This window comes from Kribbella sp. NPDC058245, assembly GCF_042882005.1.
Classification (GTDB): Bacteria; Actinomycetota; Actinomycetes; order Propionibacteriales; family Kribbellaceae; genus Kribbella.
Map to the genome: position 1 here is coordinate 1 of NZ_JBHVWY010000002.1, position 20,860 is coordinate 20,860.

Genomic DNA, 20,860 nt, shown 5'->3' on the forward strand with positions numbered 1-20,860 from the left:
ACTGGCCGCCGCTCGCGAGGCCTTCAGCGCCCACTTGAGGGCGATGGTGCCCGGCTTTACCGATCCCTGGGCGACCGACGCCACCCCAGCAGCCGGACCGTAGACACCACCCGCCCCGGCCGCCGCCCACCCACCACCTCGCGGAACGCCCAGCCACACCCCGCATGCCCGACCTGTCCTAGGTCACGACCCGGGACCCACGATGGGGCCGGGTCATGAGGCATGCCCCCCGTCGGGTCTGGTCGTCCGGCGTACGGAGCTGGAGCACGATCGACTGGAGGCGGTGGTCGCGCTAACGTCCGAAGACTCGCGGGGCATGGTCGGCGATTCCTCGGACGCTCGTTGGTCTGCCAGCCGGTCCGGCATCGGCTACAGGTTGGGGCAGCCCGGAACGTGCAGGACCGCGAGGTTCATCGACTCACCTCCGGAAGATCATTGGGACTGGAACGATCCAGGTGAGGCACTATGGGAGTAACAGACCTGGAGGTGCGGGATGTACGACGTCGTACTGCTCGTGGAACAGGAATTGTCGGAGCCGGACGCGAAGCGTGTGGTCGACCTGCACGAGGACATGCCCGACGAGGTGAAGTACCACGTGCTGGTGCCGTGCCACAACGCGGAGGCCGGTGTGGAGGCCTCGATCAGTGCGTTGGGAACGGCGGATCTGTATGGGCCCGGCCTGGCCACCCAGCGCGAGGATCTGGCCGAAGCGCAGAAGGCGATCGACAGCGAGGCCAAGGGCTGCAGCGGCCGGAGCGTGCAGCGGCTACGCGACCTCGGGCAGACCGCCGAGGGCGGGATCACGCATGACCGGCCGATCGATGCGCTGATCGCGACGGTCGAGGCTTCGCAGGGGCAGGAGGTCGTGATCCTGACCCGGCCGCACGTCGTCGCGGAGTTCTTCCACCTGGACTGGACGAACTCGGCCCGCCGGCACCTCAAGGTCCCGGTCCTGCATCTGCTCGAGCAGGACCCGCAGAAGGAGACTGCGTCCTAGTGCCTGAGGAGCGCCGCGTAGGTGATGCCCGCGGCGAGCAGCCCGATCAGCAGGGAGAGCGACGTCCGCAGCGCGCGGTCGCCGACCTTGCCGTAGTGCTCACCGTCTTCGGAGTGGTAGGCAACCTTGTAGCCGGTGTATCCCGCGAGGAGGACCAGCGCGAGCTTGATCACGTGACGGCCCTCCCTCACTGACGTGTCAGGTCAACGGTAGCGCGCTCTCCGCGAACTGCGTGTGATACAGATCGGCGTACTCGCCGTTGCGCGCGAGCAGCTGTTCATGCGTCCCACGCTCCACGATGTTGCCGTGGTCAACGACCAGAATCAGGTCGGCGTTGCGGACCGTGGACAACCGGTGCGCGATCACCAGCGACGTCCGGCCTTCGAGCGCCGTGTCCAGCGCCTGCTGGACATGTACCTCGGACTCCGAGTCCAGGTGTGCCGTGGCCTCATCCAGTACGACGATCTGCGGTGCCTTGAGCAACAACCGGGCAATCGCCAGCCGCTGCCGCTCACCACCGGACAACCGGTGACCGCGATCCCCGACAACCGTGTCCAGACCGTCCGGCAACGACTCCACCAGGTCCCAGACCTGCGCCGACCGCAGCGCCTCGATCATCTCTTCCTCGGTCGCGTCCGGCTTCGCATAGATGAGGTTCGCGCGGATCGTGTCGTGGAACATGTGCGCATCCTGCGTGACGTAGCCGATCCGGTCGTGCAGAGACTGCAGCGTCACATCCCGTACGTCGGTTCCCCCGATCCGCACGGCTCCCCCAGTCACGTCGTACAGGCGGGCGACGAGGTTCGTGATCGTGGTCTTGCCGGCGCCGGACGGGCCGACGAGCGCGACCATCTGGCCAGGCTGTACGACGAAGTTCACGTCCCCGAGCACCTGCGCGGAAACGCGCTTGTCGAGTACGGCGACCGACTCGAGGCTGGCGAGTGAGACCTGCTCAGCCGTCGGATACGCGAACGCGACGTGGTCGAACTCGACACTCGCCGCGTCCTTCGGGAGGTCGGTCGCGTTGGGACCGTTCTTGATCATCGGCTCCAGGTCGAGGACCTCGAAGACGCGCTCGAACGACACCAGCGCGGTCATCACATCGACGCGGACGTTGGACAGCGCGGTCAGCGGGCCGTAGAGCCGGCCGAGCAGCGCGACCAAGGCCAGCAGCGTCCCCACGGTCAGGGTCTGGCGAACGGCGAGGTTGCCACCGACGCCGTACACGAGAGCTGTTGCCAGTGCGGCGACCAAAGTGAGGGCGGTGAAGAAGACTCGGCCGAGCATCGCGATCCGGATCCCCAGGTCACGCACCTGACCGGCGCGCTCGCCGAACTCGCGGTTCTCGATCGTGGGCTGCCCGAACAGCGTCACCAGAAGCGCGCCGCCGACGCTGAAGCGCTCGGTCATCGAGGTGGACATGCCGGCGTTCAGGTTCATCTGCTCGCGGGTCATCGACGCCAGCCGGCGGCCGAGGATGCGGGCCGGGATCAGGAAGATCGGCAGCATCAGAATCGCGACCAGGGTCAGTTGCCAGCTGAGGACGAGCATCGCGCCGACGACCAGGATCAGGCTGATCACGTTCGAGACCACGCCGGACAGCGTTGAGGTGAAGGCCTGCTGCGCGCCGATCACGTCGTTGTTGAGCCGGGAGACCAGCGCGCCGGTCTGGGTGCGGGTGAAGAACGCGACCGGCATCCGCTGCACGTGTGCGAACACCTTCGTCCGCAGGTCGAAGATCAGGCCCTCACCGATCCGCGCAGAGAACCAGCGCTGCATCAGCCCGAGCACTGCCTCGACCAGGGCGAGCCCCGCGACGACCAGGGCCAGTGCGGTGACCAGACCGCCGTTCCCCTTGATGATCCCGTCGTCCACGATCTTCTTGAACAGCAACGGCGACGCGATCACCAGGACCGCCGACACGATCACCAGCAGCAGGAACACCGTGATGTGCGCCCGGTACGGCTTCGCGAACGCGACGATCCGCCGCAGCGTCCCCTTGGCCAGTTTCTGCCCGACAACGGACGAATCCTGCCGGCGCCAGCTGCTCGCGCCGCCACCCATCCGCATCATGTTCGACATTCGCAACCCTCTCCGCCCACCACTGATGAACCTTCACAACACTTCAGGTCTCGCCGATCTTCCGACCTGCAACTTTTGGTTGCATATCGGCGGCGGGTCCACTACAGTCATGTGCAACAAAAGGTTGCGAAAGGACAGTGAGACCGATGAGTCGAAGCATTGCACGAGAGCTCAAGATCAACGCCTCCCCCGAGGTCGTCTACGAGGTCATCAGTACGCCGGAACACCTCCGCGAGTGGTGGCCGGACGAGGCGGATGTCGTCGCCACGCCGGGCGCGGTCGGCAGCATCACGTTCGGGCCGGACGGCGTCGTACCGCTGACCGTCGTCGAGGCGGACCCGCCGCGGCGGTTCTCCTTCCGCTGGGCGCACCCTGCCGACGAGGCCGCCAGTGCGGCCAACTCGGTCCTGGCGACCTTCGACCTGGTTCCGGACGGCGACGGCACGTTGCTGAAGTTCGTCGAAACCGGATTCGACGAGGCAGCCCGCTCCGATGACGAGTTCAAGGACCACACGACCGGCTGGGACCACTTCCTGCCCCGGCTGACGCCGTACGCGGAAAAGGTCGCTTCGGGATCGTGAGCATCGACGACGAGCTCTGGTCGGCGATCGGCGACCCGACCCGGCGGGAGATGCTCGACCTCCTGCTGGCAGCCGGCAGCGGTACGGCGACCTCGCTGAGCGAGCGTCTCCCGGTCACCCGGCAGGCCGTCGCGAAGCACCTCACGGTGCTCGAACGGATCAGCCTCGTGCACGCCACGACCGCCGGACGCGAACGCGTCTACACGGTCGACGAGGATCAGCTCGCCCGCGCAGTCGCGCAACTCTCGACCGTCCGCGATGCCTGGGACGGCCGCCTGCAACGCATCAAGCGGATGGCAGAAGCCATCCAAGCCGCATCCATTCACAAGGCAAGGAAGAGGTAACGATCATGGTGGACATCCTGCACAGGATCGGCGTCCAGGCTTCGGTCGACGACGTCTACAAGGCCCTCACAACCATCGACGGCCTGGCCGGCTGGTGGACCGAGGACACCCAGGCTCGCGATGGCGTCATCGCCTTCCGGTTCGGCGATGTCGGCGGCTTCGACATGAAGGTCCTCGACACGACGCCGGGCAAGCTCGTGCTTTGGGAGGTCGTCGACGGGCCGGCGGAGTGGATCGGCACGCACATCCGCTTCGACCTCACCCAGGAGGAGGAGTACGCGATCATCATGTTCCGCCACGAAGGCTGGGCGGAGCAGGTGCCGTTCATGTACCACTGCAGCACGAAGTGGGCGACGTTCCTGATGAGCCTGAAGAAGCTCGTCGAGACGGGAACCGGCGAGCCCGCACCGAACGACGTACAGGTCAGCAACTGGCACTGATCACCCGAAGGCTTTGAGGAGCTCCTTCAGGCGGCGCTCCTGGGCAGCACCTTCGGCCTTCAGCTGGTCGGCGTACGGGCGATCTGCCGCACCGAGCAGCAGTGCCTTCGTCTCGCGGATCGCGCCGGCGAGCGGGGTGAGGATCGCGTCGGTCAGGTCCTTCACCGTCGCGGCCAGTTCCTCGGCCGGTACGACGATGTTCGCGAGGCCGAGCTCTTTGGCCTCGGCCGCCTCGACCCAGCGGGTGGTCGCGCAAATCTCGAGGGCCCTCGAGTACCCCACGAGCTGGACGAGCGGTTGTGTTCCGCCCAGGTCCGGGACCAGGCCGAGCGCGGGTTCACGCATGCTGAACTTGGCGTCCGGGGTGAGAACCCGCAGGTCACAGGCCAGCGCGAGCTGGAAGCCGGCGCCGACCGCGTGCCCCTGAACTGCGGCGATGCTGACGATGTTCGGGTTGCGCAGCCAGGAGAAGCCGGCCTGGAACTCGGCGACGATCTCATAGACCTCCTCGGTCGACTTCGCGCCGAGGCTGAGCAGCGGCTCCTCGCCCTGGTCGTTCTCGCCCATGATGAGCCGCCGGTCGAGGCCCGCCGAGAAGGACTGGCCCTCCCCCGACAGCACGACCACCCGAACCTCGTCCGGCAGCGACCGGCCGAATTCGGCGAGCGCCCGCCACATGGCCGGGGTCTGCGCGTTGCGCACCTCCGGCCGGTCCAGTACGACGCGCGCCACCGGGCCATCCACCGAGAACCGCAGTCCGAGATCAGTCATGCGCCGTACATTACCCCGGAGTAGCGTCCGGGGCGGGGACGGTTTCAGGCTAGGCGAGCGACACCAAGTCCGCGTAGTCGTTCGTCCAAAGGTCCTCGACGCCATCTGGCAGCAGCAGGACGCGCTCCGGCTCCAGCGCCTGGACCGCGCCCTCATCGTGGGTGACGAGCACGATCGCGCCCTTGTACGAGCGGATGGCGTTCAGCACCTCTTCGCGCGACGCCGGGTCCAGGTTGTTGGTCGGTTCGTCGAGCAGCAGGACGTTGGCCGCCGAGACGACCAGCGTGGCCAGGGCCAGCCGGGTCTTCTCCCCACCGGACAGGACACTCGCCGGCTTCTCGGCATCGTCCCCGGAGAACAGGAACGCGCCGAGCACGCTCCGCGCCTGGGTCTCGTTCAGATCCGGAGCCGCGGTCTTCATGTTCTCCAGGACCGTCCGGTTCACGTCCAGGGTCTCGTGCTCCTGGGCGTAATACCCGAGCTTGAGGCCGTGACCGTCGATCACCTCGCCGGTGTCCGACTTCTCGATCCCCGACAGCACCCGCAGCAGCGTCGTCTTCCCGGCACCGTTCAGCCCCAGTACGACGACGCGCGAGCCGCGGTCGATCGCGAGGTCGACGTCGGTGAAGATCTCCAGCGAGCCATACGACTTGGACAGCTCCTTGGCCATCAACGGCGTCTTGCCACACGGAGCCGGCGACGGGAACGAGATCTTCGCGACGCGGTCGGAACGACGCTCGTCCTCGAGCCCCGACATCAACTGCTCGGCGCGCTTCAGCATCTGCTGGGCCGCCGTGGCCTTGGTCGCCTTGGCACGCATCTTGTTCGCCTGGTCGACGAGCTGGGTCGCCTTCTTCTCGGCGTTCGAACGCTCCCGCTTGCGGCGGCGCTCGTCCTGCTCGCGCTGCGTCAGGTAAACCTTCCAGCCGACGTTGTAGACGTCGATCTCGGCCCGGTTCGCATCCAGATGGAAGACCCGGGTGACCGTCTCCTCGAGCAGGTTCACATCGTGGCTGATCATGATCACGCCACCGGGGTACGTCTTGAGGAAGTCGCGCAGCCAGACGATCGAGTCCGCGTCCAGGTGGTTGGTCGGCTCGTCGAGCAGCAGCGTCTCGGCCTGCGCGAACAGGATCCGCGCCAGCTCCACCCGCCGCCGCTGACCACCCGACAACGTGCCCAGCGGCTGCCCGAGCACGCGATCCGGCAGCCCCAGGTTCGCCGCGATCCGAGCGGCCTCCGACTCAGCGGCGTACCCGCCGGCGGCATGCAGCTCAGCCTCGGCGCGCTCGTACCGGCGCATGCCCTTGGCGCGCGTCTTCTCATCAGCGCTGGCCATCGACTTCTCCGCGCTGCGCATCCGGTGCACAACCTCGTCCAGCCCGCGAGCGGCCAGGATCCGGTCCCGCGCCAGCATGTCGAGATCACCCGTCCGCGGGTCCTGCGGCAGGTAACCGATCTCCCCCGACTTCGTCACCGACCCGCTCGCCGGCAACCCCTCACCGGCCAGGATCTTGGTCAACGTCGTCTTCCCGGCCCCGTTCCGGCCGACAAGGCCGACCTTGTCACCCGGACCGACCCGGAACGAAGCGGGCGCCAGCAGTTGCCGGGCACCAACGCGCACCTCAAGGTTGGAGACAGTGATCATCGCGGCGCAGGTGTCCTCAAGGCTTGGGGGGCGTTCGGGTGGCGGGTCGGCGGTGCGATGTCACGACACGCCTATATCCCTCGCTCTGAGGTCTAGTCTAGTCGCTGTGAAATTCAATCCCGACGCGGATCTTGACACCAGCGGTATCGAGGACACTCGCGGCAGCGGTGGCGGACGTAGCGGCGGCCTGCCCGGCGGCATGATTCCGGTCGGCGGCGGGATCGGCGGCATCATCCTGCTCGTCGTGATTGTCCTGCTGAACGGCGGCATCCCGGGCCTCGGCAGCGACGGCACCGACCAGCCCGCCGTACAGAACACCGGTCCCGGCAGCCTCAACTCATGCCTGAACGTCAACACGAACGAGAACTGCCGCTTCGTGGCCTACCAGAACTCCATCGAGGGTTTCTGGTCCACTGAGCTCCCCCGTCGTGGCAAGAAGTACACCCGCGCCCCCCTGCGCGTCTTCCAGGGGCAGGTCAGCACCGGCTGCGGCCCGGCGACCGCCGCCGTCGGCCCCTTCTACTGCCCCCCTGACAAGCGCGTCTATCTGGAGCTCGGCTTCTTCAAAACCCTGGAGACCGACCTGGGTGCCCGCGGCGGCCCCTTCGCCGAGGCCTATGTGGTCGCCCACGAGTACGGCCACCACATCCAGAACCTCTACGGCATCCTCAGCCGCATCAAGACCCGCTCCGGCCCCACCTCAGACTCTGTGCGCTCCGAGCTCCAGGCCGACTGCCTGGCCGGCATCTGGACCAACCACGCCACCACGGTCCCCGCCAAGAACGGCAAGCCCCTCATCACCGAGCTGTCCGACGACGACATCGCCCGCGGGCTGGACGCGGCAGCCTCCGTCGGCGACGACCGCATCCAGTCCAAGACCCAAGGCCAAGTCACCCCTGAGTCGTTCTCCCACGGCACCGCCGAACAACGCATGAAGTGGTTCAAGACCGGCATGGACTCCGGCGACATGACTGCCTGCGACACCTGGTCCGCCAACCCCCTCTAACCTCCGCTCCCCACCCGCGCACCTCCACCCGCCCGCCCGGCTGCCTTCCTGCCCGCACGCACGCCCGCCCGGCTGCCTTCCTGCCCGCACGCACGCCCGCCCGGCTGCCTTCCTGCCCGCACGCCCGCCCGCCCGGCTGCCTGCCCGCACGCCTGCCCCGCGTCGCCGCGTCCTCGCGTTCCCGCTCGCGCGCCGTCGCCGCGTCGCCGCGTCCCCGCCTGCCCGCCCGCGCGCCTGCCCGCTTGCCCGCTTGCCCGCCGCGCATTTGACCGGATATCCCCTCAAGTTGCCGGTTCTCCGTTCAAATTTCGAGGGGAGAACCGGCAAGCTCAGGGGATATCCGCTGAAATTGCCCTGCTACGGCGGGAGTGGCGGCACGGCGCAATTGCCCCGGTATGGCGGCAGTGTCGGCGCGGGGTCAGGTCGGGGGCGCTCGGGCTCGCTCGGGGTGGGTGAGGCTCGCTCGGGGTGGGTGAGGCTCGCTCGGGGTGGGTGAGGCTGCTCGGGGTGGGTGAGGCTCGCTCGGGGTGGGTGAGGCTCGCTCGGGGTGGGTGAGGCTCGCTCGGGGTGGGTGGGGCTCGTCCGGGGTGGGGCTCGTCCGGGGTGGGTTTCGCTCGGGGCGGACGTGCGGCACTGACCAAGTGGCTCGGAGGGCGGTTTCCGGTGGGCGGCTGAGCGTGGCGGAGCTGGTGGCGCGGAGGTTGGTCAGTGGTAGCGGTCCGCCTCAGCGCCGCGATCAGCTACAGGAGACGGATGGCGCCGCCGTCGACGAGGTGGTCGGAGCCGGTGATGCTGTCCGCACGTGGTGACGCGAGGTAGACGATCAGGCTCGCGACCTCCGCGGGCTCCACGAGCCGACCCGTCGCCATCCCGAACTGGGCCGGGACGCCCGCGACGATCGCCTCCTGCGGCGCACCGGTGACTCGCGCGAGCTCCGCACCCAGGCTCCGGTCACCCTCCCAGACGGCCGTCCGTGTTGGTCCGGGAGTCGCATTCCTGACCCGGATGCCGTGCTGGCCGAGCTCGCCGGCCAGGCCGATTCCGAAGGCACGCAAGGCGGCCTTCGAGACGTTGTAGGCCAGCGGCGGCCCTTCGGGCTTCCACGCGCCGATCGACGAGACGTTCACGATCGAACCGCCACCTGCGGCAATCATCGACGGCACCAGCGCCCGGGTCAGCCGGACGGCGGCGAACAGATTCAGCTGGAACATCTCGTCCCAGTGGTCGTCCGTCAGTTCCACGAACGGCGCCAAGGTCGGCGCATCCCCGCCACCCACGTTGTTGACGAGCACATCGACCCGCCCGAAGGCCTCAAGCACCACGTCGGCGCACTCCTGGACCCCATCCGCGCCCGAAAGGTCGGCGGACACGACCAGCGCACACGCCTCCTTCATCTCCGCGGTCACCGTCCGCGCCACACCGACAACCTGGGCGCCCTCCGCGGCCAGCGCCTGCGCGGTCGCAAGCCCGATCCCCCGGCTCGCCCCAGTGACAACAGCAGTCTTTCCCTGCAACCCGAGGTCCATGATCCGTCTCCCCACTTTGATTGTTGACAGTGTCAGCATACGACGAAAGTGGACGCTGTCAACATACGGAGCTAATCTCGTCGGGTGAGCCCTCGAGATCCCGGTCCCACCCGGGCAGCGATCGTCGCCGCAGCCGGCGCCCTCCTCGAATCCGGCGGCCCCGAAGCGGTCACCCTGCGCGCAGTCGGCGCTGACGCCGGCGTGTCCCGCTCAGCGGCGTACCGGCATTTCGTCGACAAGGCCGAACTCCTCCGCGCGCTCGCCGCCACGACCCTCAACGACCTGGCCGCCCGCATCCGTCGCGACGCGACCGAAGAAGGCCCCGGCTCCTCTCTGCACCGCGGCTGCGCCGCCTACCTGGCCTACGCCCTCGAGCAACCACACCGCTACCAACTCATCTTCGGCGACGCCCCCCTCACCGAGCCCGGCGCCGCCCTCGAGTCCGCCGCCGACGACGCGATGCTCTCCATCCGCGAACTGGTAGCCGAAGCCCAAGCCCAAGGCGAACTCCCCACCGGCCCCACCCGCGAGGTAGCCACCGTCGTCTGGGTCCTCCTCCACGGCCTGGCCCAACTCCAGATCACCAACCACCTCCACGAACCCCGAACCCTCAACGGCACCACCGGCCTCCCCACCCTCCTAACCCTCGCCCTAACCTCCCTCCACCCTTAAGCCGTACCGGCCTCCGCGTCGCCGCATTTGCGTGGCTCAGCACTCAAGTGAGGGGTTAAGCACCGGTAACACGGGTGCTTAACCCCTGATTTGGCTGCCTAGCCAGGCAAATGGGAACCGCCCTGCACCGGCGGGTGCAGGGCGGTTGCGTTGGTGGGGTCAGGCGACCTGGGCGGGGCGGTGGTAGCCGGGGAGGAGTTCGTCTACTAGGGCGTCGGTCTCGGGCTCGGGGCCTCGGGGGGCGCCGTGCTTGGCGAGGGCAGTGTAGAGCTGGGTGGCTACGTTGGTGACGTCTTGAGGGGTACCGAAGTGGGCGGCCAGGCGGAGGGTGGCTCGCCACAGGTCCTCGGAGGCCGGGGAGAAGCTGAGGCCGGTTTGGAGGGCTGTGCGGGCTGTTTGGCCGTCGTTGTGGGTGAGGGAGGCTTCGGCGAGCTTGAGGGCTGCGTCGACCACTGCCTCGGCCATGCGGCGTTCGATGCCTGAGGCGGCCAGCCAGGAGTAGCGGCCGGCTGGGATGTCGGCCCAGGCGGGGCCGTGGACGAGGCCTAGGGCCGTTGAGAGGGCGGCGCGCGGGTCCTCTTGCATCGTGGCCTGCTTGGCCAGGGTGCGGAAGACGTCCCAGTCGACGCGGACGATGCTGCGGTTCAGCATCCAGCGGCCGGACTCATCGGCGTACATGGCGTCCTTGCCGACCCAGCGGCGAGTGTGCTCCAGGGCGGAGTCACGCAGTTCGTCGCTGATGCCCCGCGGCCAGATGGCGCCCGCGAGGACGTTCGGGTGGACGCCGTAGTCCTGGCCGGCCAGGAAGGCGATGATCTCGGTCGAGAGCGCGATCCGGCCGTCGTCGATGGAGCCACGGGCGTCCACCTCGACCGGGCCGAGCAGGTCGACCTCGACCGGGGCTGCGACGCTGAGATCGGTCGCGGCGAACTCGTACGCCGGCATGTTCTGCTCGGTACGGCGCTTGTCCAGCGCATCCGAATCGGCGGCGTCGAACAGGGCCACCAGTTCGGAGACCTGCTCCGGGGTGACGCTGTGCGCTTCGACCTCAAGGCCGAGCAGGCGGCAGACGGCCTGGTTCTTCTCGTCGACGACGAACCGCCACGGCGAGCTGATCACGTCGCCGACCACGACGACCGCGATGCCACGCTTCTGGTCCTCGGCGAGCCGGTTCAGCTGGTCCTGCTCCTCCGGCGACGGCGGCGCGGAGACGAAGATGACCTCCGCACCCCACAGCATCGGGTCCGGATGCGTCGTCCGCGCCTCGGCGACCGAGGCGACGTTCCGCCGGTCGCAGGCCTGGACCTGAGCGTCGGTACGGCGGGTGACCTCGGCCAGCGCGGCGTCGAGCCGGACCCAGTAGCTCAGGCGGCCGGGAGCCAGCGACGACAGGTCGTCACCGAACCCGACCATGCTCACGTGCGCGCCCTCGGACCACAGGTTGGTCGCGAGCTCGACGGCCAGCGAACCGACCACGTCACGGGAGGCGTTGTTGACGCCACCGAAGCTGACGATGCCGTTCGCGGTGTCGAGGTCGACCAGCACGGTCGCACCGTCGGCGTTCTGACCGATGGTGACAAGAGTCGGGTACGGCGCCGGTGCGGTGACCTCGGCGGTCGGGGCGTACCCACGGCGCAGCGTCCATCGGGTGCCCTCGGCAATGGCCTGCCACGGACCGGGAGGAGCGGACTGCGCCTCGTACGGGTCGAGGACCAGCGTGAGCGCGCGGTCGGTCACCAGTGCGGCGACGACCTTCGGCATCGGACGGCCGGACTTAGCCATGTCCGCGCCGAGCTGACGCAGCGCGGTGTCGACGAACTGAGCGGTCGGGATGTCGGACGCGAGCCGCAGACCGACCTCAGTCTGGCGGTGGCCGGCAGCCTTCGGGCCCGGGCCCTGCGCCCAGCCACGGCGGCGCTTGAGCGCCAGCGCGAGGCCGGCGGCGAGGAGCGTGCCACCGAAGCCGTAGATCCCGGCCTGGGTCAGGTCGATGCCTTGGTCGGCGGCAACCGGAACGACGTCCGGCACCGTGGTACCGCCCGCGGCCGGATCGCCCGGCTGGGACTCCCCGGTCTTCGGGTCGTGCGCGGGCGTCCCGACAGCCGGGTCCCCCGGCTTGATGTTCTTGGCGCCCGGGTCGCTGGCCGCGCTACCGATGGTGACCGACGAGCCGGACTCCAGGCCCTGGTCGGCCCAGCGGCCGCCCTGCTCGTGCGCGGCAACCTTGGCCGGCTTGGGCGTCGCGGTCTTGGCCACGACGCGCGGCTTGCCCTGGCTGACCTCGTGACTCTTGCCAGGTGCGTCGATGTTGACCCGGACCGTGTGCACACCCGCGCCCTTGGCGTCGGCCGGCAGGCGCACCTGCCAACCCGGCAGGATCAGATCCGGGTTGGTAAGGCGGCGGCCGTCAGGCTGAAGCTTGTTGTGGTTGAGGTCGTAGATCTCCTTGTACCGGCGACCCTCACCCAAGTACCGCTCGGCGATGTCCCACAGGCAGTCGTAGTTCCGCCCGTGCGGCGGCCGGACCTCCGTGTACTTGACGACCTGACCCTTCTGGTCGTTGTTCGTCCGTACGCCGGTAGTCGTCTTCGTCGCGTGCTGCGCCGACCCGGACAGCACCGTGCTCCGGTGCTCGGTCTGGCGGAAGGCGGAGCCGGACTCGTGCTCACCACCCTGCACAACCGACACAGAGGTCGGAACCGTGCCAGGGCTGGCGGTGACCGCGCTCGCGACCGGCATGCCGACGCCTGCGGCACCAGCGATCAGTACGACGGCAGAGATCAGCCGGCGCGCCAGATGCTGCGAACCGCCACCGAGTGGGACCCGTGGTGACAGACCATGCCCGCGGATCTCGGCAACCGCCTCCGCGATCAGGCAGACCACGAAATGCAGCCAGGCAAGCCAGATGACGAACGCGAAGATCCCGAGGACCGCGCGGATGTCGAGCTCGTCGACCAGCACGTTCCAGTTCGGCATCTGGTCCGGCCACGGCGTACCGAAGAAGCGCAGGAGCACATACGGCACCCCGCCGACGATCGCCACGATCGCCAGCAGCGCCACGAACCCCTTCAGCCGATCCGCACCCGGACTGGCCGACCGCTGCTGCGGCAACCGCGCCGTCCGCACCGGCTCACTGGTTTTCACCATGTTCGCTCCTCCATCCCCGTCCCCACCACGTCACCCACCGATAGCCTGCACTTCCTGCACAGGCAACCGCTGCACAGCATGAACCTCTGCCGACCCGAGCGGGTTCCAGTCCGGCTGGCCGGTCCAGTAGGACACGTCCCAGGTGATCGTCAGCTTGACGGTGTACATCCCGTCCGGCTGACTCGCACTCGACTTCTTGTAGATGTGCCGACAGGTGCTCATCTGCGTGAACGGATCGCTGGTCTCGTCGTACCCGTCGGTGTCGCCCACCGGCACCACGCCCATCGGGCAGGTGAACGGCGGCGTCCCGTCGCCGGGATCGACGATCATCTTCCCGACCAGCCCACGCATAGCGAGGTCGTGGTCACCGCCCCAGTACATGTCCTGCGGCGGAGTCGGGTCCTTCGGATTGGCCTGGTTGTGCAGGATGTACGAGCTGTCCGGAGTGAGCGAGAAGTAGGCCGGCACGTTCACCCGCGGTGTGTACGTCGGCTTGATCTGCAGTACGGGGTCCGGATACGTGTTGTGCAACTCGTCCCAGAACGAATCCATGTAGCCGTTCCGCGGGCACTGATTCCGCTCCTGTTCGCCGACCGGCACGATCGCGCGCTCGATGTGGACCTTGCCACCGCCGTCGGTGCTGTCCAGGTCGTAATCGACGATCGTCAGTCGCAGAACCCAGTCCTTGCCCTCCGGCGCCGGCGGCAGCGCGATGCCCTTCGGGACCTCCATGTCGCGGCACGGGATGAAGATCCTGTTCCCGAGCCGGTCCTTCCAGGTCGGAATGGGCTGCCCGCTGCCGTAGGTCACCTGTCCGTTGCTGCACCAGGCACCGAAGCCGATGGAGTTGACGTACATGCTGCAGCTGCGAGTCCCCTGCTGGACCGTCTGCCCACCGTCGGCGGCGGCCGTGACACCAGGGAAAATCAGCAGCGTGAGCACGGTACCCAGGGCGATCAGCCCGCGTCCCACGCGATTGCGCATCCTCACTCCAGAGACTAGTCCTAGCGGCAGATTATCGTCGTCCGAGGGCATGGTGCCCGTTATCCGTTGTCCCGTCACCTTTTCGGAATCTCGAATTCAGGTCTAGGCCGGGTATTTCACGCCGGCACAGCTGATCCCACTCGAGGGTCCCACCCGGTACGGGCGCCAGCCCAGACCGGTCTTGATCATGTCGATCGCCTGAGGCTGGCCACCCGGTGCGACCAGCGTCCATCCCCTGGTTTTCGGGTTCCAGTACTGCGTGTGCTGCGACCGGCAGGTCTTCACCCGGACGACACCCAGCGGCTGGTTGGAGATTCCGCGCACCACGACACTGCCCGGCGGCTTCATCACCCAGCCGTTGTTCCGCGCGTCGACCATGACCTGCGAGACGTCCGCGTAGAAGTACGCCGGGAACGTCTTGCTGATGAGCTTCTCGTCGCGCGCGATCAACGCGTCGAAGTACTGCGGGTAGGTCGCCACGAGGCCTTGGACGGCGGGATTGCTTGCATAGTTCCCCGGAACCACGATGACCTGGGCCTTCTTCGGCGGCGTAGTGGTCGGGTCGGCCGCCTCGCTCGGCTTCGTGCTCGGCGGCGGCGTGCTGCTCGCGGGCGGCGTCGATGAACTCGACGTGTCCGAGTCGCCGCCTACCGGAACCGGACGGCCACCATCGTTCGAGCTGCCGCCGCAACCAGCCAGCAGCACCACGCCGGCCAGCGCGGCGACTGCCCAAGGAACACTACGCACGGTCATTGTCCTTAACGTCCGAGACTCGGTGGGAGGGAGTTCTGCGGCGGCGCGATGCCGGCCGGTGCGCCGCCACCAGGGGGCTTGCTGGTGACCGGGCCGCTCGGTGGTTTCGAGCTTTCCTCACCGTCGGTCGGGGTCGGGGTCGGGGACGGCGTAATGCTCGGCGTACAGGAAGCCGGGAACGGGATCGGTTTCAGCGTCCAGATCGGCGTCGGCGATCCGATCGTCCACTCCGGGCACGGTACGTCGAGAGTCGGCGGAACCGCCGTACTCGAGATGGTTGCCCCCGGCCCCTGCGGCCCGGTACTCACGAAGATCGGCGGGATCGTCGGGCTGTCGTTGTTCTTCTCGACACCTTGTTCGGCGTGGGCTGTGCCGGTGCCGGTGGACTTGAGGGTGGTTTTGCCGATCAGGCCTAGGAAGGTTGTTCTGTTGGCGATTCCGACCGACATGTCCACCTGGTCGGTGGTCAGTTTGGTGGGGGCGCAGGAGGTCACCGAGGGGTCGTTGGAGGAGACCTGGGCGCAGAAGTCGGCGATGGCGGTGGCCGCCTTGGCCGTGTCGATCTTGGCTTCGGCGGTGTTGAGCTGGATGGTGGCGGCGCCGACGCGGGCCGCTTCCTGGGCGTAGCCGACGGCTCGGGAGCGGGCGCCCAACTGGCGGCCGCCGTCGATGACGAGGCCGGCCAGGGCGAAGATCATCACGGCCAGGATGGCGACCGCGGGGCTCAGGGCTCCGTGCGGGAGGCGGCCGCGGTGGTTGCCGGGGGCATCGATACGGAAGAAGTCGACGATCCGGGAGCGGTGCGTCTCAGGAGCCATCGCGGACTCCCCGGTACGGGTCCACCGACGAGGTGAAGCGCTTGGTGATGGTGGTGTCACCGCTGAGGCCGAGGAAGCTCAGGTCGCGGTAGTCGATCGTGCAGGTGACCTCGACGGTCATTGGGGCACCGGCGGCGAGCGTCGTCGTGATGACGCCGGAGGCGGTTTCCTTGCAGGACTTGACCGCCTGGCCCATGGTCCGGGTGACGGCGTCGTTGACGCGGATCTGCGCCTCGGTCTGCGAGCGGGACATGCTGGCGGCGCGGGCGCCGTCGCGGGCCGCGCTCTCCAGCAGCGACGAGGTCTGGAAGAAGCGGCCACAGGCGAGCAGGAACATGAACAGGATCAGCAGGATCGGCGCCAGCACCGCCATCTCCAGCGCCATCGTGCCGCGCTGATCCCGGGCCCTGCGCACCAAAGGCAACAACTGACGGCGTCTCATTTGTTGTCCGCATCGAACTGCTCGATCGGTCCGGTCGCCGTCCGCTCCACGTGCAGCTTGAGCCCTGGCACGAGCGAGACCGTGTCACCACTGACGGTGAACGAGACCATGCCCTCAGGACTGTTGTACGACGGTGGCGCCACGACGGCGTGCTGCAGGGTCGTGCCGCCCAGCTGGTTGGCGTACGACTCGATGTCGGTCCGCACCTTCTCCCCCACCGCCGGGCTGTACACCGGCGGTTGCACCAGCCGCAGCCGGGAAACGCCTTCCTGGGCAGCGTTCAGCGCGACCGAACGGCCGTACAGGAAGAGAGCCGTCTGGATCGAGACGAAGATCAGCGCCATGATCGTGGGCGCGAGGATCGCCAGCTCGAGCGCGCTCGCACCACGCTCGGACCGGCGCGTGAGGCTGCGCAGGATCCGGCGCCGGCGGGCGCGCGAGACGGTCGGGGGGCGGACCGGCACGATGGATCAGCCGTTCTCGATCTCGCCGGTGCGCTTGTCGATGACGCGCCGCACCACGAGGCCGATGGCCAGCGCGGCCGCGACCAGGATCGCCGAGATGATGGCCCACTCCAGCGCCGAGGCGCCGAGCTCGGTGCGGCCCTGCTTGGCCCGCGCGCGCTGCGCGTGGGCCCGGGTGACCGCGTAGCCGGCCATCGCGCGCCAGAACTGCAGTTCGGTGTTCATTCGCATGCCTTCCACTTCGTAGAGGCCGGGGCTGGCCTCAGTATGCCCTGTACGACGGACAGAACCCTGCTGCGGATCCATACCCGCAATCAGCTTCCCAGGATCGCGATTCCGGCCGGGAATCCGAGAAACAGCATGAACGCGGCGCACATCACCAGTTGGGCGACCAGCATCGACTGCGACCGCTCACCCGCCTTACCTTCCACATCGGCAAGCTCTTTTCGGCGCAGCGACGCGGCCCGGGCCAGCAGCGAGGCGCGGATCTTCGCGCCTTCGTCACCGGCTAGTGCGAGCGCCGACGCCAGGTCACGCAGTTCCTCGACACCGAGGTCGTCGCCGAGCCGCGCCATCGCGTCCCACGGCGTGATGCCGATCAGGCGCGCGTTCGCGAGCGCCTGCCGGATGCGCGCCATCGCCCAGTGGTCGCCGATCGTGGACGCCGTCATCAGCGCCTCGGGCAGACCGCGGCCGCCGGCCAGGTTCATCGCGACCAGGTCGAGGAAGCTGCCGACCACGTGCCGGAAGTCCCGCCGCCGCGCCTCTGCCTCCTGGCGCAGCGCCAGGTCCGGCAGGAAGAACGCGAACGCCATCGCTGCCAGCGTGACGATGGCAGGCGTCGCGCCCGGTGCGGTGAAGCCGATCGCACTGAACAGGAACAGCACGACCGGGATGAAGATCATCGCGCCCAGGGCGAAGAACACCTTGGTCGCCAGCATCGCCGCGAACGGCTGGTTCATCACCGCGAGGTCGCGGCGCAGTTTGCCGAAGGCCCAGCCACGCGCGTTCGCCTCGGCCTCGAGCCGGTGGCCGAGAGTCTCGCGGGCCTTGTCGATCCCGCCGAGAACGCGCTCTCCCGCGGCGCTCGTGGTGGCACCGCCACCGCCGCGGCCGGCGTCGATCCGGGCGATGGTCGAGAGCACGTTGGCCCGCGGCCGGATCAGCATCCGCACCAGCAGATACGCACCGAGCCCCACCAGGGCACCGGTTATGAAGGCCCACATCATCCGCCCACCACCTCCATCCGCTGGTCCGCCGGCTTCTGACTGCCACCGATCAGGAATCGTTCGGGTACTTCGATCTTCGCCAGGCGGCGCAGCCAGACCAGGCCGACCGCGTAGAGCGCGATCACGATGAAGAGCACGAACTGCCCGATGAAACTCGTGTACGGCGCGACGTACGCCGGGTTGAACAGCACCAGCGCGGCCGCGACGAGCAGCGTGATGGCGACGACCACCTGCACCGATCGCCGGGTCGACCGCCGTTCGGCGGCAACCTTTCGCCGTACGTCGAGCTCCTCGCGGGCCGAGTCAGCCAGCGCACTCAGGACTTCACGCAGACCGGGACCACGCAGCCGAGCGTTCAGAACCAGCGCGGCCACGATCAGGTCGGCGGACGGGTCGTTCAGGTCGTCGGCGAACCGCATGAGGGCCGAAGGCAACGGTTCGCGGATCCGCAGCCGGTCGACCAGCAAGTTCAAGCCCGGCTTGATCGCCGGGGCCGCGTTCACCGCGGTCGCCGGGATGGCCTGCTCCAGACCGACCGCACCGGCGATTGTGTCGCGCAACGCCTCGGTCCAGGTGGCCAAGGCCTCCAGCCGCTCGATCGCACGCCGTTCCTCACCGGTGCCACCGAAGAACCGGTCGGCCAGCGCAGCCAGCAAACCAAGCGCCGCAGCGAGAACAAGCCACTGCGTCACGACCAGTACGACGAGGCCGACGCCAACGCCGACACCGAGCCGGATCAGGTTCTTGCGGTTGTCCACGTTCCCGCCCCGCCGGAACATCGACGGCGTCTCGTCACGTGGCTCGGTACCGCGGATCGCGACGATCAGCAGCAGGATCGCGCCACCGACAACCGCTCCGCAGAGCAGCGCAAGCAGAGTCTCAGCACTCATCTCGTCACGCCCACGTTCCGTGTACGACGGGCTGGTACCCGTAATACTCGAGTTCGTCCATACAGGCGATCGGCGCGTGGGCTGCGGCGCGACCGTCCGGTCCGGGTGCGAACACCTCTCCGGACAGCACCCGGCCGTCCCATCCGGTGACCTCGCGGATGCTCTCGACGTACCGGCTCAGGCCGCCGCCGTGCTGATAGTCATTCTGCTTACGCACGAAGACGACGAAGTCGAGCGCACCCGCGATCAGCATCTGGGTTGCCTCCATCGGCAGCCGCTCCGTCGCCTGGATGGCGTAGGTGCTGATGCGGTTGAACACCTCCATCGAGCTGTTCGAGTGGATCGTCGACAGTGAGCCGTCGTTACCTTGGCTCATCGCGTTCAGCATGGTGACGATCTCGTCGCCCAGCACCTCACCGACGATGACGCGTGACGGGTTCATCCGCAGCGAACGCCGTACCAGGTCGGCCATCTCGACCGCGCCGACGCCTTCGGAGTTCGGCAACCGCTCCTCGAATGCGACGACGTTCGGGTGCAGGTCCTTGAACTCACCGAGACCCAGCTCCAGAGAGCGCTCTACGGTGATCAGCCGCTCGTGCGGCGGGATCTCGTTGGCCAGCGCTCGCAGCAGCGTCGTCTTCCCGGAGTTCGTCGCACCGGCGATCATGATGTTCTTCCGGGCCGCCACCGCAGCCGAGAGGAACTGGCCGACGTCGGCAGTAAAGGTGCCGTTGGCAACCAAGTCGCGGATGTAGACCCGGCCGAGTCGCGCGCGCCGGATGGAAACCGCGGGCCGCGAGGTCACGCCCATGACTGCGGACAGACGCGAGCCGTCCGGCAGACGCAGGTCGAGCTGCGGGTTGGCGGAGTCGAACGGGCGGCTGGTCAGGCCGGCGTGGGCCGCCAGCACCTGGATCAGCTCGACGAGCTCCTCATCGCTCTCCGCGACCGGACCTGGGCGCTCTTCGCGACCATCGCCGTACTGGACGAAGACCTGGTCGCACCCGTTGATGTCGATGTTCTCGACCTCAGGGTCGTCGATCAGCGGCTGCAACCGGCCAACGCCGAACAGGGCCGAGTGAATCGCACCGGCGATCTGCGCGTCGTCGTCCGGGGTCGGCGGGGTGCGGCCCTCGGCCAGCTCGTAGCGGGCGTGGTCCTCCAGCACCTGCACGATCAGCGACCGGGCGTACTCACGCTCGTCCTCGGCGCTCATCGGCGGTACGCCGTTCACCTGGTCGCGACGGCGTTGTTCGTTCAGCCGGTCGGCGACCTGTGAACGCAGCCGGCGGACCAGCTCCTGGTCAGCGCTCATTCCAGTCCCCCTGCGGGAACGCGGCCTGAGCCATGTCGAGGTCATGCTGCGCAGCGACCAGCGAAGCCATCTCACCGGTGATGTCGGTCGCGGACCGGATCAGCTGGGTCTTCTCGAGCCGGCCGTGCCCACGTCCCTCGAAGAACGCCGCACCAACCGGGTCGAACGCCAGATGCCAGCGGTGCCGCACCGGCGCCTCCATAGCGTCCAGCACGGTCCACACCTGCTTGACCGCGTCACGCTGCTTCGGGTCGGCCACGACGATCACACCGAGCTGTGCGTCCACGTGGTGCACCAGAGAAGCCATCCGCTCGCGCAGATGCGCCACCGACGAGCCAGTGGCCGAACACACCATCACGATGAGCCGTGCGGACTGGATGACCGGCAGCTGCGGCGAGGTCGCGCTGATGCGACCGCAATCGGCCAGTACGTCGCCGTGCTGCATCTGGTTGAACGTTACGCCCAGCGGATGCCACAGACCGCCCATACCGCCGACCTGTTCCGGCGAACGCACACCAAGCAGTACGTCGAGTCCACCGTCGAGCTGCTGGCTGTGAGCGAGGACCACCTCGTCACCCAGCCCCTTACGGCTCGCAGCCGCCAGACTGACCAGACCGCGGTCCGAGTTGAGCGGCGTACCGCCAGGAGCTGTCATGCGGATGGCCACGTCGCTGCCGGACGGGTCACACTCGGCCAGCAGCACCTGCCGCGGCCACAGCGCGCCCAGCACCAGACCGGCAGTCGTCACGCC

Annotated in this window: 22 protein-coding genes; 6 read left to right on the forward strand and 16 right to left on the reverse strand. The window is 68.2% G+C overall.

Going from position 1 to position 20,860, the window contains the following annotated elements; all coding sequences use genetic code 11:
• Positions 1 to 493: 493 nt before the first annotated feature.
• Positions 494 to 997: a hypothetical protein gene (locus tag ACFVWG_RS03535; RefSeq protein WP_391541541.1), complete on the forward strand. Its 504-nt coding sequence runs from the start codon at positions 494 to 496 to the stop codon at positions 995 to 997.
• On the opposite strand, the gene ACFVWG_RS03540 is transcribed toward ACFVWG_RS03535, so the two are convergent.
• Positions 994 to 1,170 carry a hypothetical protein gene (locus tag ACFVWG_RS03540; protein WP_391541542.1) on the reverse strand — a complete coding sequence of 59 codons (177 nt, stop codon included), beginning with the start codon at positions 1,168 to 1,170 and terminating at the stop codon, positions 994 to 996. The genes ACFVWG_RS03535 and ACFVWG_RS03540 overlap by 4 nt on opposite strands.
• A 25-nt stretch (positions 1,171 to 1,195) precedes the next feature.
• Positions 1,196 to 3,070, reverse strand: coding sequence for an ABC transporter ATP-binding protein (locus ACFVWG_RS03545; protein ID WP_391542136.1), 1,875 nt, complete (start codon positions 3,068 to 3,070; stop codon positions 1,196 to 1,198).
• A gap of 155 nt (positions 3,071 to 3,225) precedes the next feature.
• Between ACFVWG_RS03545 and ACFVWG_RS03550 the strand changes: the two genes are divergently transcribed.
• From ACFVWG_RS03550 to ACFVWG_RS03560, 3 genes are read left to right on the forward strand one after another with little or no spacing between them, the layout of a single operon-like run.
• Positions 3,226 to 3,660, forward strand: coding sequence for an SRPBCC family protein (locus ACFVWG_RS03550; protein ID WP_391541543.1), 435 nt, complete (start codon positions 3,226 to 3,228; stop codon positions 3,658 to 3,660).
• Positions 3,657 to 4,004, forward strand: coding sequence for an ArsR/SmtB family transcription factor (locus ACFVWG_RS03555; protein ID WP_391541544.1), 348 nt, complete (start codon positions 3,657 to 3,659; stop codon positions 4,002 to 4,004). Before ACFVWG_RS03550 ends, ACFVWG_RS03555 begins: the two co-directional genes overlap by 4 nt.
• A gap of 5 nt (positions 4,005 to 4,009) precedes the next feature.
• Positions 4,010 to 4,444: an SRPBCC domain-containing protein gene (locus ACFVWG_RS03560; protein WP_391541545.1), complete on the forward strand. Its 435-nt coding sequence runs from the start codon at positions 4,010 to 4,012 to the stop codon at positions 4,442 to 4,444.
• Here ACFVWG_RS03560 and ACFVWG_RS03565 read toward each other — a convergent pair whose 3' ends face one another.
• Positions 4,445 to 5,215, reverse strand: coding sequence for an enoyl-CoA hydratase/isomerase family protein (locus ACFVWG_RS03565; RefSeq protein ID WP_391541546.1), 771 nt, complete (start codon positions 5,213 to 5,215; stop codon positions 4,445 to 4,447).
• Between the two features lie 49 nt (positions 5,216 to 5,264).
• Positions 5,265 to 6,863 carry an ABC-F family ATP-binding cassette domain-containing protein gene (locus ACFVWG_RS03570; protein ID WP_391541547.1) on the reverse strand — a complete coding sequence of 533 codons (1,599 nt, stop codon included), beginning with the start codon at positions 6,861 to 6,863 and terminating at the stop codon, positions 5,265 to 5,267.
• A 106-nt stretch (positions 6,864 to 6,969) separates the two neighbouring features.
• Between ACFVWG_RS03570 and ACFVWG_RS03575 the strand changes: the two genes are divergently transcribed.
• The gene (locus ACFVWG_RS03575) at positions 6,970 to 7,869 is read left to right on the forward strand and encodes a neutral zinc metallopeptidase (RefSeq protein ID WP_391541548.1); all 900 of its coding nucleotides are present in this window, start codon (positions 6,970 to 6,972) and stop codon (positions 7,867 to 7,869) included.
• 740 nt (positions 7,870 to 8,609) lie between these two features.
• On the opposite strand, the gene ACFVWG_RS03580 is transcribed toward ACFVWG_RS03575, so the two are convergent.
• A complete protein-coding gene (locus ACFVWG_RS03580; protein ID WP_391541549.1) occupies positions 8,610 to 9,395 on the reverse strand; it encodes an SDR family NAD(P)-dependent oxidoreductase in 786 nt (261 codons plus the stop codon).
• 84 nt (positions 9,396 to 9,479) lie between these two features.
• On the opposite strand from ACFVWG_RS03580, the gene ACFVWG_RS03585 reads away from it, so the two are divergent.
• Positions 9,480 to 10,067, forward strand: coding sequence for a TetR/AcrR family transcriptional regulator (locus ACFVWG_RS03585; protein ID WP_391541550.1), 588 nt, complete (start codon positions 9,480 to 9,482; stop codon positions 10,065 to 10,067).
• A gap of 159 nt (positions 10,068 to 10,226) precedes the next feature.
• Here the strand turns inward: ACFVWG_RS03585 and ACFVWG_RS03590 are convergent, their stop codons facing one another.
• The 11 genes from ACFVWG_RS03590 to ACFVWG_RS03640 form a co-directional block, all read right to left on the reverse strand.
• A complete protein-coding gene (locus ACFVWG_RS03590) occupies positions 10,227 to 13,214 on the reverse strand; it encodes a BTAD domain-containing putative transcriptional regulator (RefSeq protein ID WP_391541551.1) in 2,988 nt (995 codons plus the stop codon).
• 30 nt (positions 13,215 to 13,244) lie between these two features.
• Positions 13,245 to 14,198: a hypothetical protein gene (locus tag ACFVWG_RS03595; RefSeq protein ID WP_391541552.1), complete on the reverse strand. Its 954-nt coding sequence runs from the start codon at positions 14,196 to 14,198 to the stop codon at positions 13,245 to 13,247.
• Between the two features lie 102 nt (positions 14,199 to 14,300).
• Positions 14,301 to 14,945, reverse strand: coding sequence for a hypothetical protein (locus ACFVWG_RS03600; protein ID WP_391541553.1), 645 nt, complete (start codon positions 14,943 to 14,945; stop codon positions 14,301 to 14,303).
• An 11-nt stretch (positions 14,946 to 14,956) separates the two neighbouring features.
• Positions 14,957 to 15,769, reverse strand: a complete 813-nt coding sequence (locus ACFVWG_RS03605; RefSeq protein WP_391541554.1) for a TadE/TadG family type IV pilus assembly protein — start codon at positions 15,767 to 15,769, stop codon at positions 14,957 to 14,959.
• Positions 15,759 to 16,211, reverse strand: coding sequence for a TadE/TadG family type IV pilus assembly protein (locus ACFVWG_RS03610; protein WP_391541555.1), 453 nt, complete (start codon positions 16,209 to 16,211; stop codon positions 15,759 to 15,761). The genes ACFVWG_RS03605 and ACFVWG_RS03610 overlap by 11 nt, the downstream gene beginning before the upstream one ends.
• Positions 16,208 to 16,675, reverse strand: coding sequence for a TadE family protein (locus ACFVWG_RS03615; RefSeq protein ID WP_391541556.1), 468 nt, complete (start codon positions 16,673 to 16,675; stop codon positions 16,208 to 16,210). Before ACFVWG_RS03615 ends, ACFVWG_RS03610 begins: the two co-directional genes overlap by 4 nt.
• Positions 16,676 to 16,681: 6 nt before the next feature.
• Entirely contained in the window at positions 16,682 to 16,906 is a 225-nt protein-coding gene (locus tag ACFVWG_RS03620) for a hypothetical protein (protein WP_391541557.1), read from the reverse strand.
• 83 nt (positions 16,907 to 16,989) lie between these two features.
• Positions 16,990 to 17,901, reverse strand: coding sequence for a type II secretion system F family protein (locus ACFVWG_RS03625; RefSeq protein ID WP_391541558.1), 912 nt, complete (start codon positions 17,899 to 17,901; stop codon positions 16,990 to 16,992).
• Complete coding sequence (locus ACFVWG_RS03630; protein ID WP_391541559.1) at positions 17,901 to 18,794, reverse strand: type II secretion system F family protein; 894 nt, start codon at positions 18,792 to 18,794, stop codon at positions 17,901 to 17,903. Before ACFVWG_RS03630 ends, ACFVWG_RS03625 begins: the two co-directional genes overlap by 1 nt.
• 4 nt (positions 18,795 to 18,798) lie before the next feature.
• Positions 18,799 to 20,109 (reverse strand): CpaF family protein, encoded by a 1,311-nt coding sequence (locus ACFVWG_RS03635; RefSeq protein WP_391541560.1) that lies wholly within the window; start codon positions 20,107 to 20,109, stop codon positions 18,799 to 18,801.
• A complete protein-coding gene (locus ACFVWG_RS03640; protein ID WP_391541561.1) occupies positions 20,099 to 20,857 on the reverse strand; it encodes a hypothetical protein in 759 nt (252 codons plus the stop codon). Before ACFVWG_RS03640 ends, ACFVWG_RS03635 begins: the two co-directional genes overlap by 11 nt.
• Positions 20,858 to 20,860: the final 3 nt, after the last annotated feature.

What these genes read in the sequence shown, in the direction of transcription:
- ACFVWG_RS03535 (WP_391541541.1), top strand. Translation starts at nt 494, where the DNA reads ATGTACGACGTCGTACTGCTCGTGGAACAGGAATTGTCGGAGCCGGAC.
- ACFVWG_RS03545 (WP_391542136.1), bottom strand. Translation starts at nt 3,070, where the DNA reads ATGATGCGGATGGGTGGCGGCGCGAGCAGCTGGCGCCGGCAGGATTCG.
- ACFVWG_RS03550 (WP_391541543.1), top strand. Translation starts at nt 3,226, where the DNA reads ATGAGTCGAAGCATTGCACGAGAGCTCAAGATCAACGCCTCCCCCGAG.
- ACFVWG_RS03560 (WP_391541545.1), top strand. Translation starts at nt 4,010, where the DNA reads ATGGTGGACATCCTGCACAGGATCGGCGTCCAGGCTTCGGTCGACGAC.
- ACFVWG_RS03565 (WP_391541546.1), bottom strand. Translation starts at nt 5,215, where the DNA reads ATGACTGATCTCGGACTGCGGTTCTCGGTGGATGGCCCGGTGGCGCGC.
- ACFVWG_RS03570 (WP_391541547.1), bottom strand. Translation starts at nt 6,863, where the DNA reads ATGATCACTGTCTCCAACCTTGAGGTGCGCGTTGGTGCCCGGCAACTG.
- ACFVWG_RS03580 (WP_391541549.1), bottom strand. Translation starts at nt 9,395, where the DNA reads ATGGACCTCGGGTTGCAGGGAAAGACTGCTGTTGTCACTGGGGCGAGC.
- ACFVWG_RS03590 (WP_391541551.1), bottom strand. Translation starts at nt 13,214, where the DNA reads ATGGTGAAAACCAGTGAGCCGGTGCGGACGGCGCGGTTGCCGCAGCAG.
- ACFVWG_RS03595 (WP_391541552.1), bottom strand. Translation starts at nt 14,198, where the DNA reads ATGCGCAATCGCGTGGGACGCGGGCTGATCGCCCTGGGTACCGTGCTC.
- ACFVWG_RS03605 (WP_391541554.1), bottom strand. Translation starts at nt 15,769, where the DNA reads ATGGCTCCTGAGACGCACCGCTCCCGGATCGTCGACTTCTTCCGTATC.
- ACFVWG_RS03610 (WP_391541555.1), bottom strand. Translation starts at nt 16,211, where the DNA reads ATGAGACGCCGTCAGTTGTTGCCTTTGGTGCGCAGGGCCCGGGATCAG.
- ACFVWG_RS03620 (WP_391541557.1), bottom strand. Translation starts at nt 16,906, where the DNA reads ATGCGAATGAACACCGAACTGCAGTTCTGGCGCGCGATGGCCGGCTAC.
- ACFVWG_RS03625 (WP_391541558.1), bottom strand. Translation starts at nt 17,901, where the DNA reads ATGTGGGCCTTCATAACCGGTGCCCTGGTGGGGCTCGGTGCGTATCTG.
- ACFVWG_RS03630 (WP_391541559.1), bottom strand. Translation starts at nt 18,794, where the DNA reads ATGAGTGCTGAGACTCTGCTTGCGCTGCTCTGCGGAGCGGTTGTCGGT.
- ACFVWG_RS03635 (WP_391541560.1), bottom strand. Translation starts at nt 20,109, where the DNA reads ATGAGCGCTGACCAGGAGCTGGTCCGCCGGCTGCGTTCACAGGTCGCC.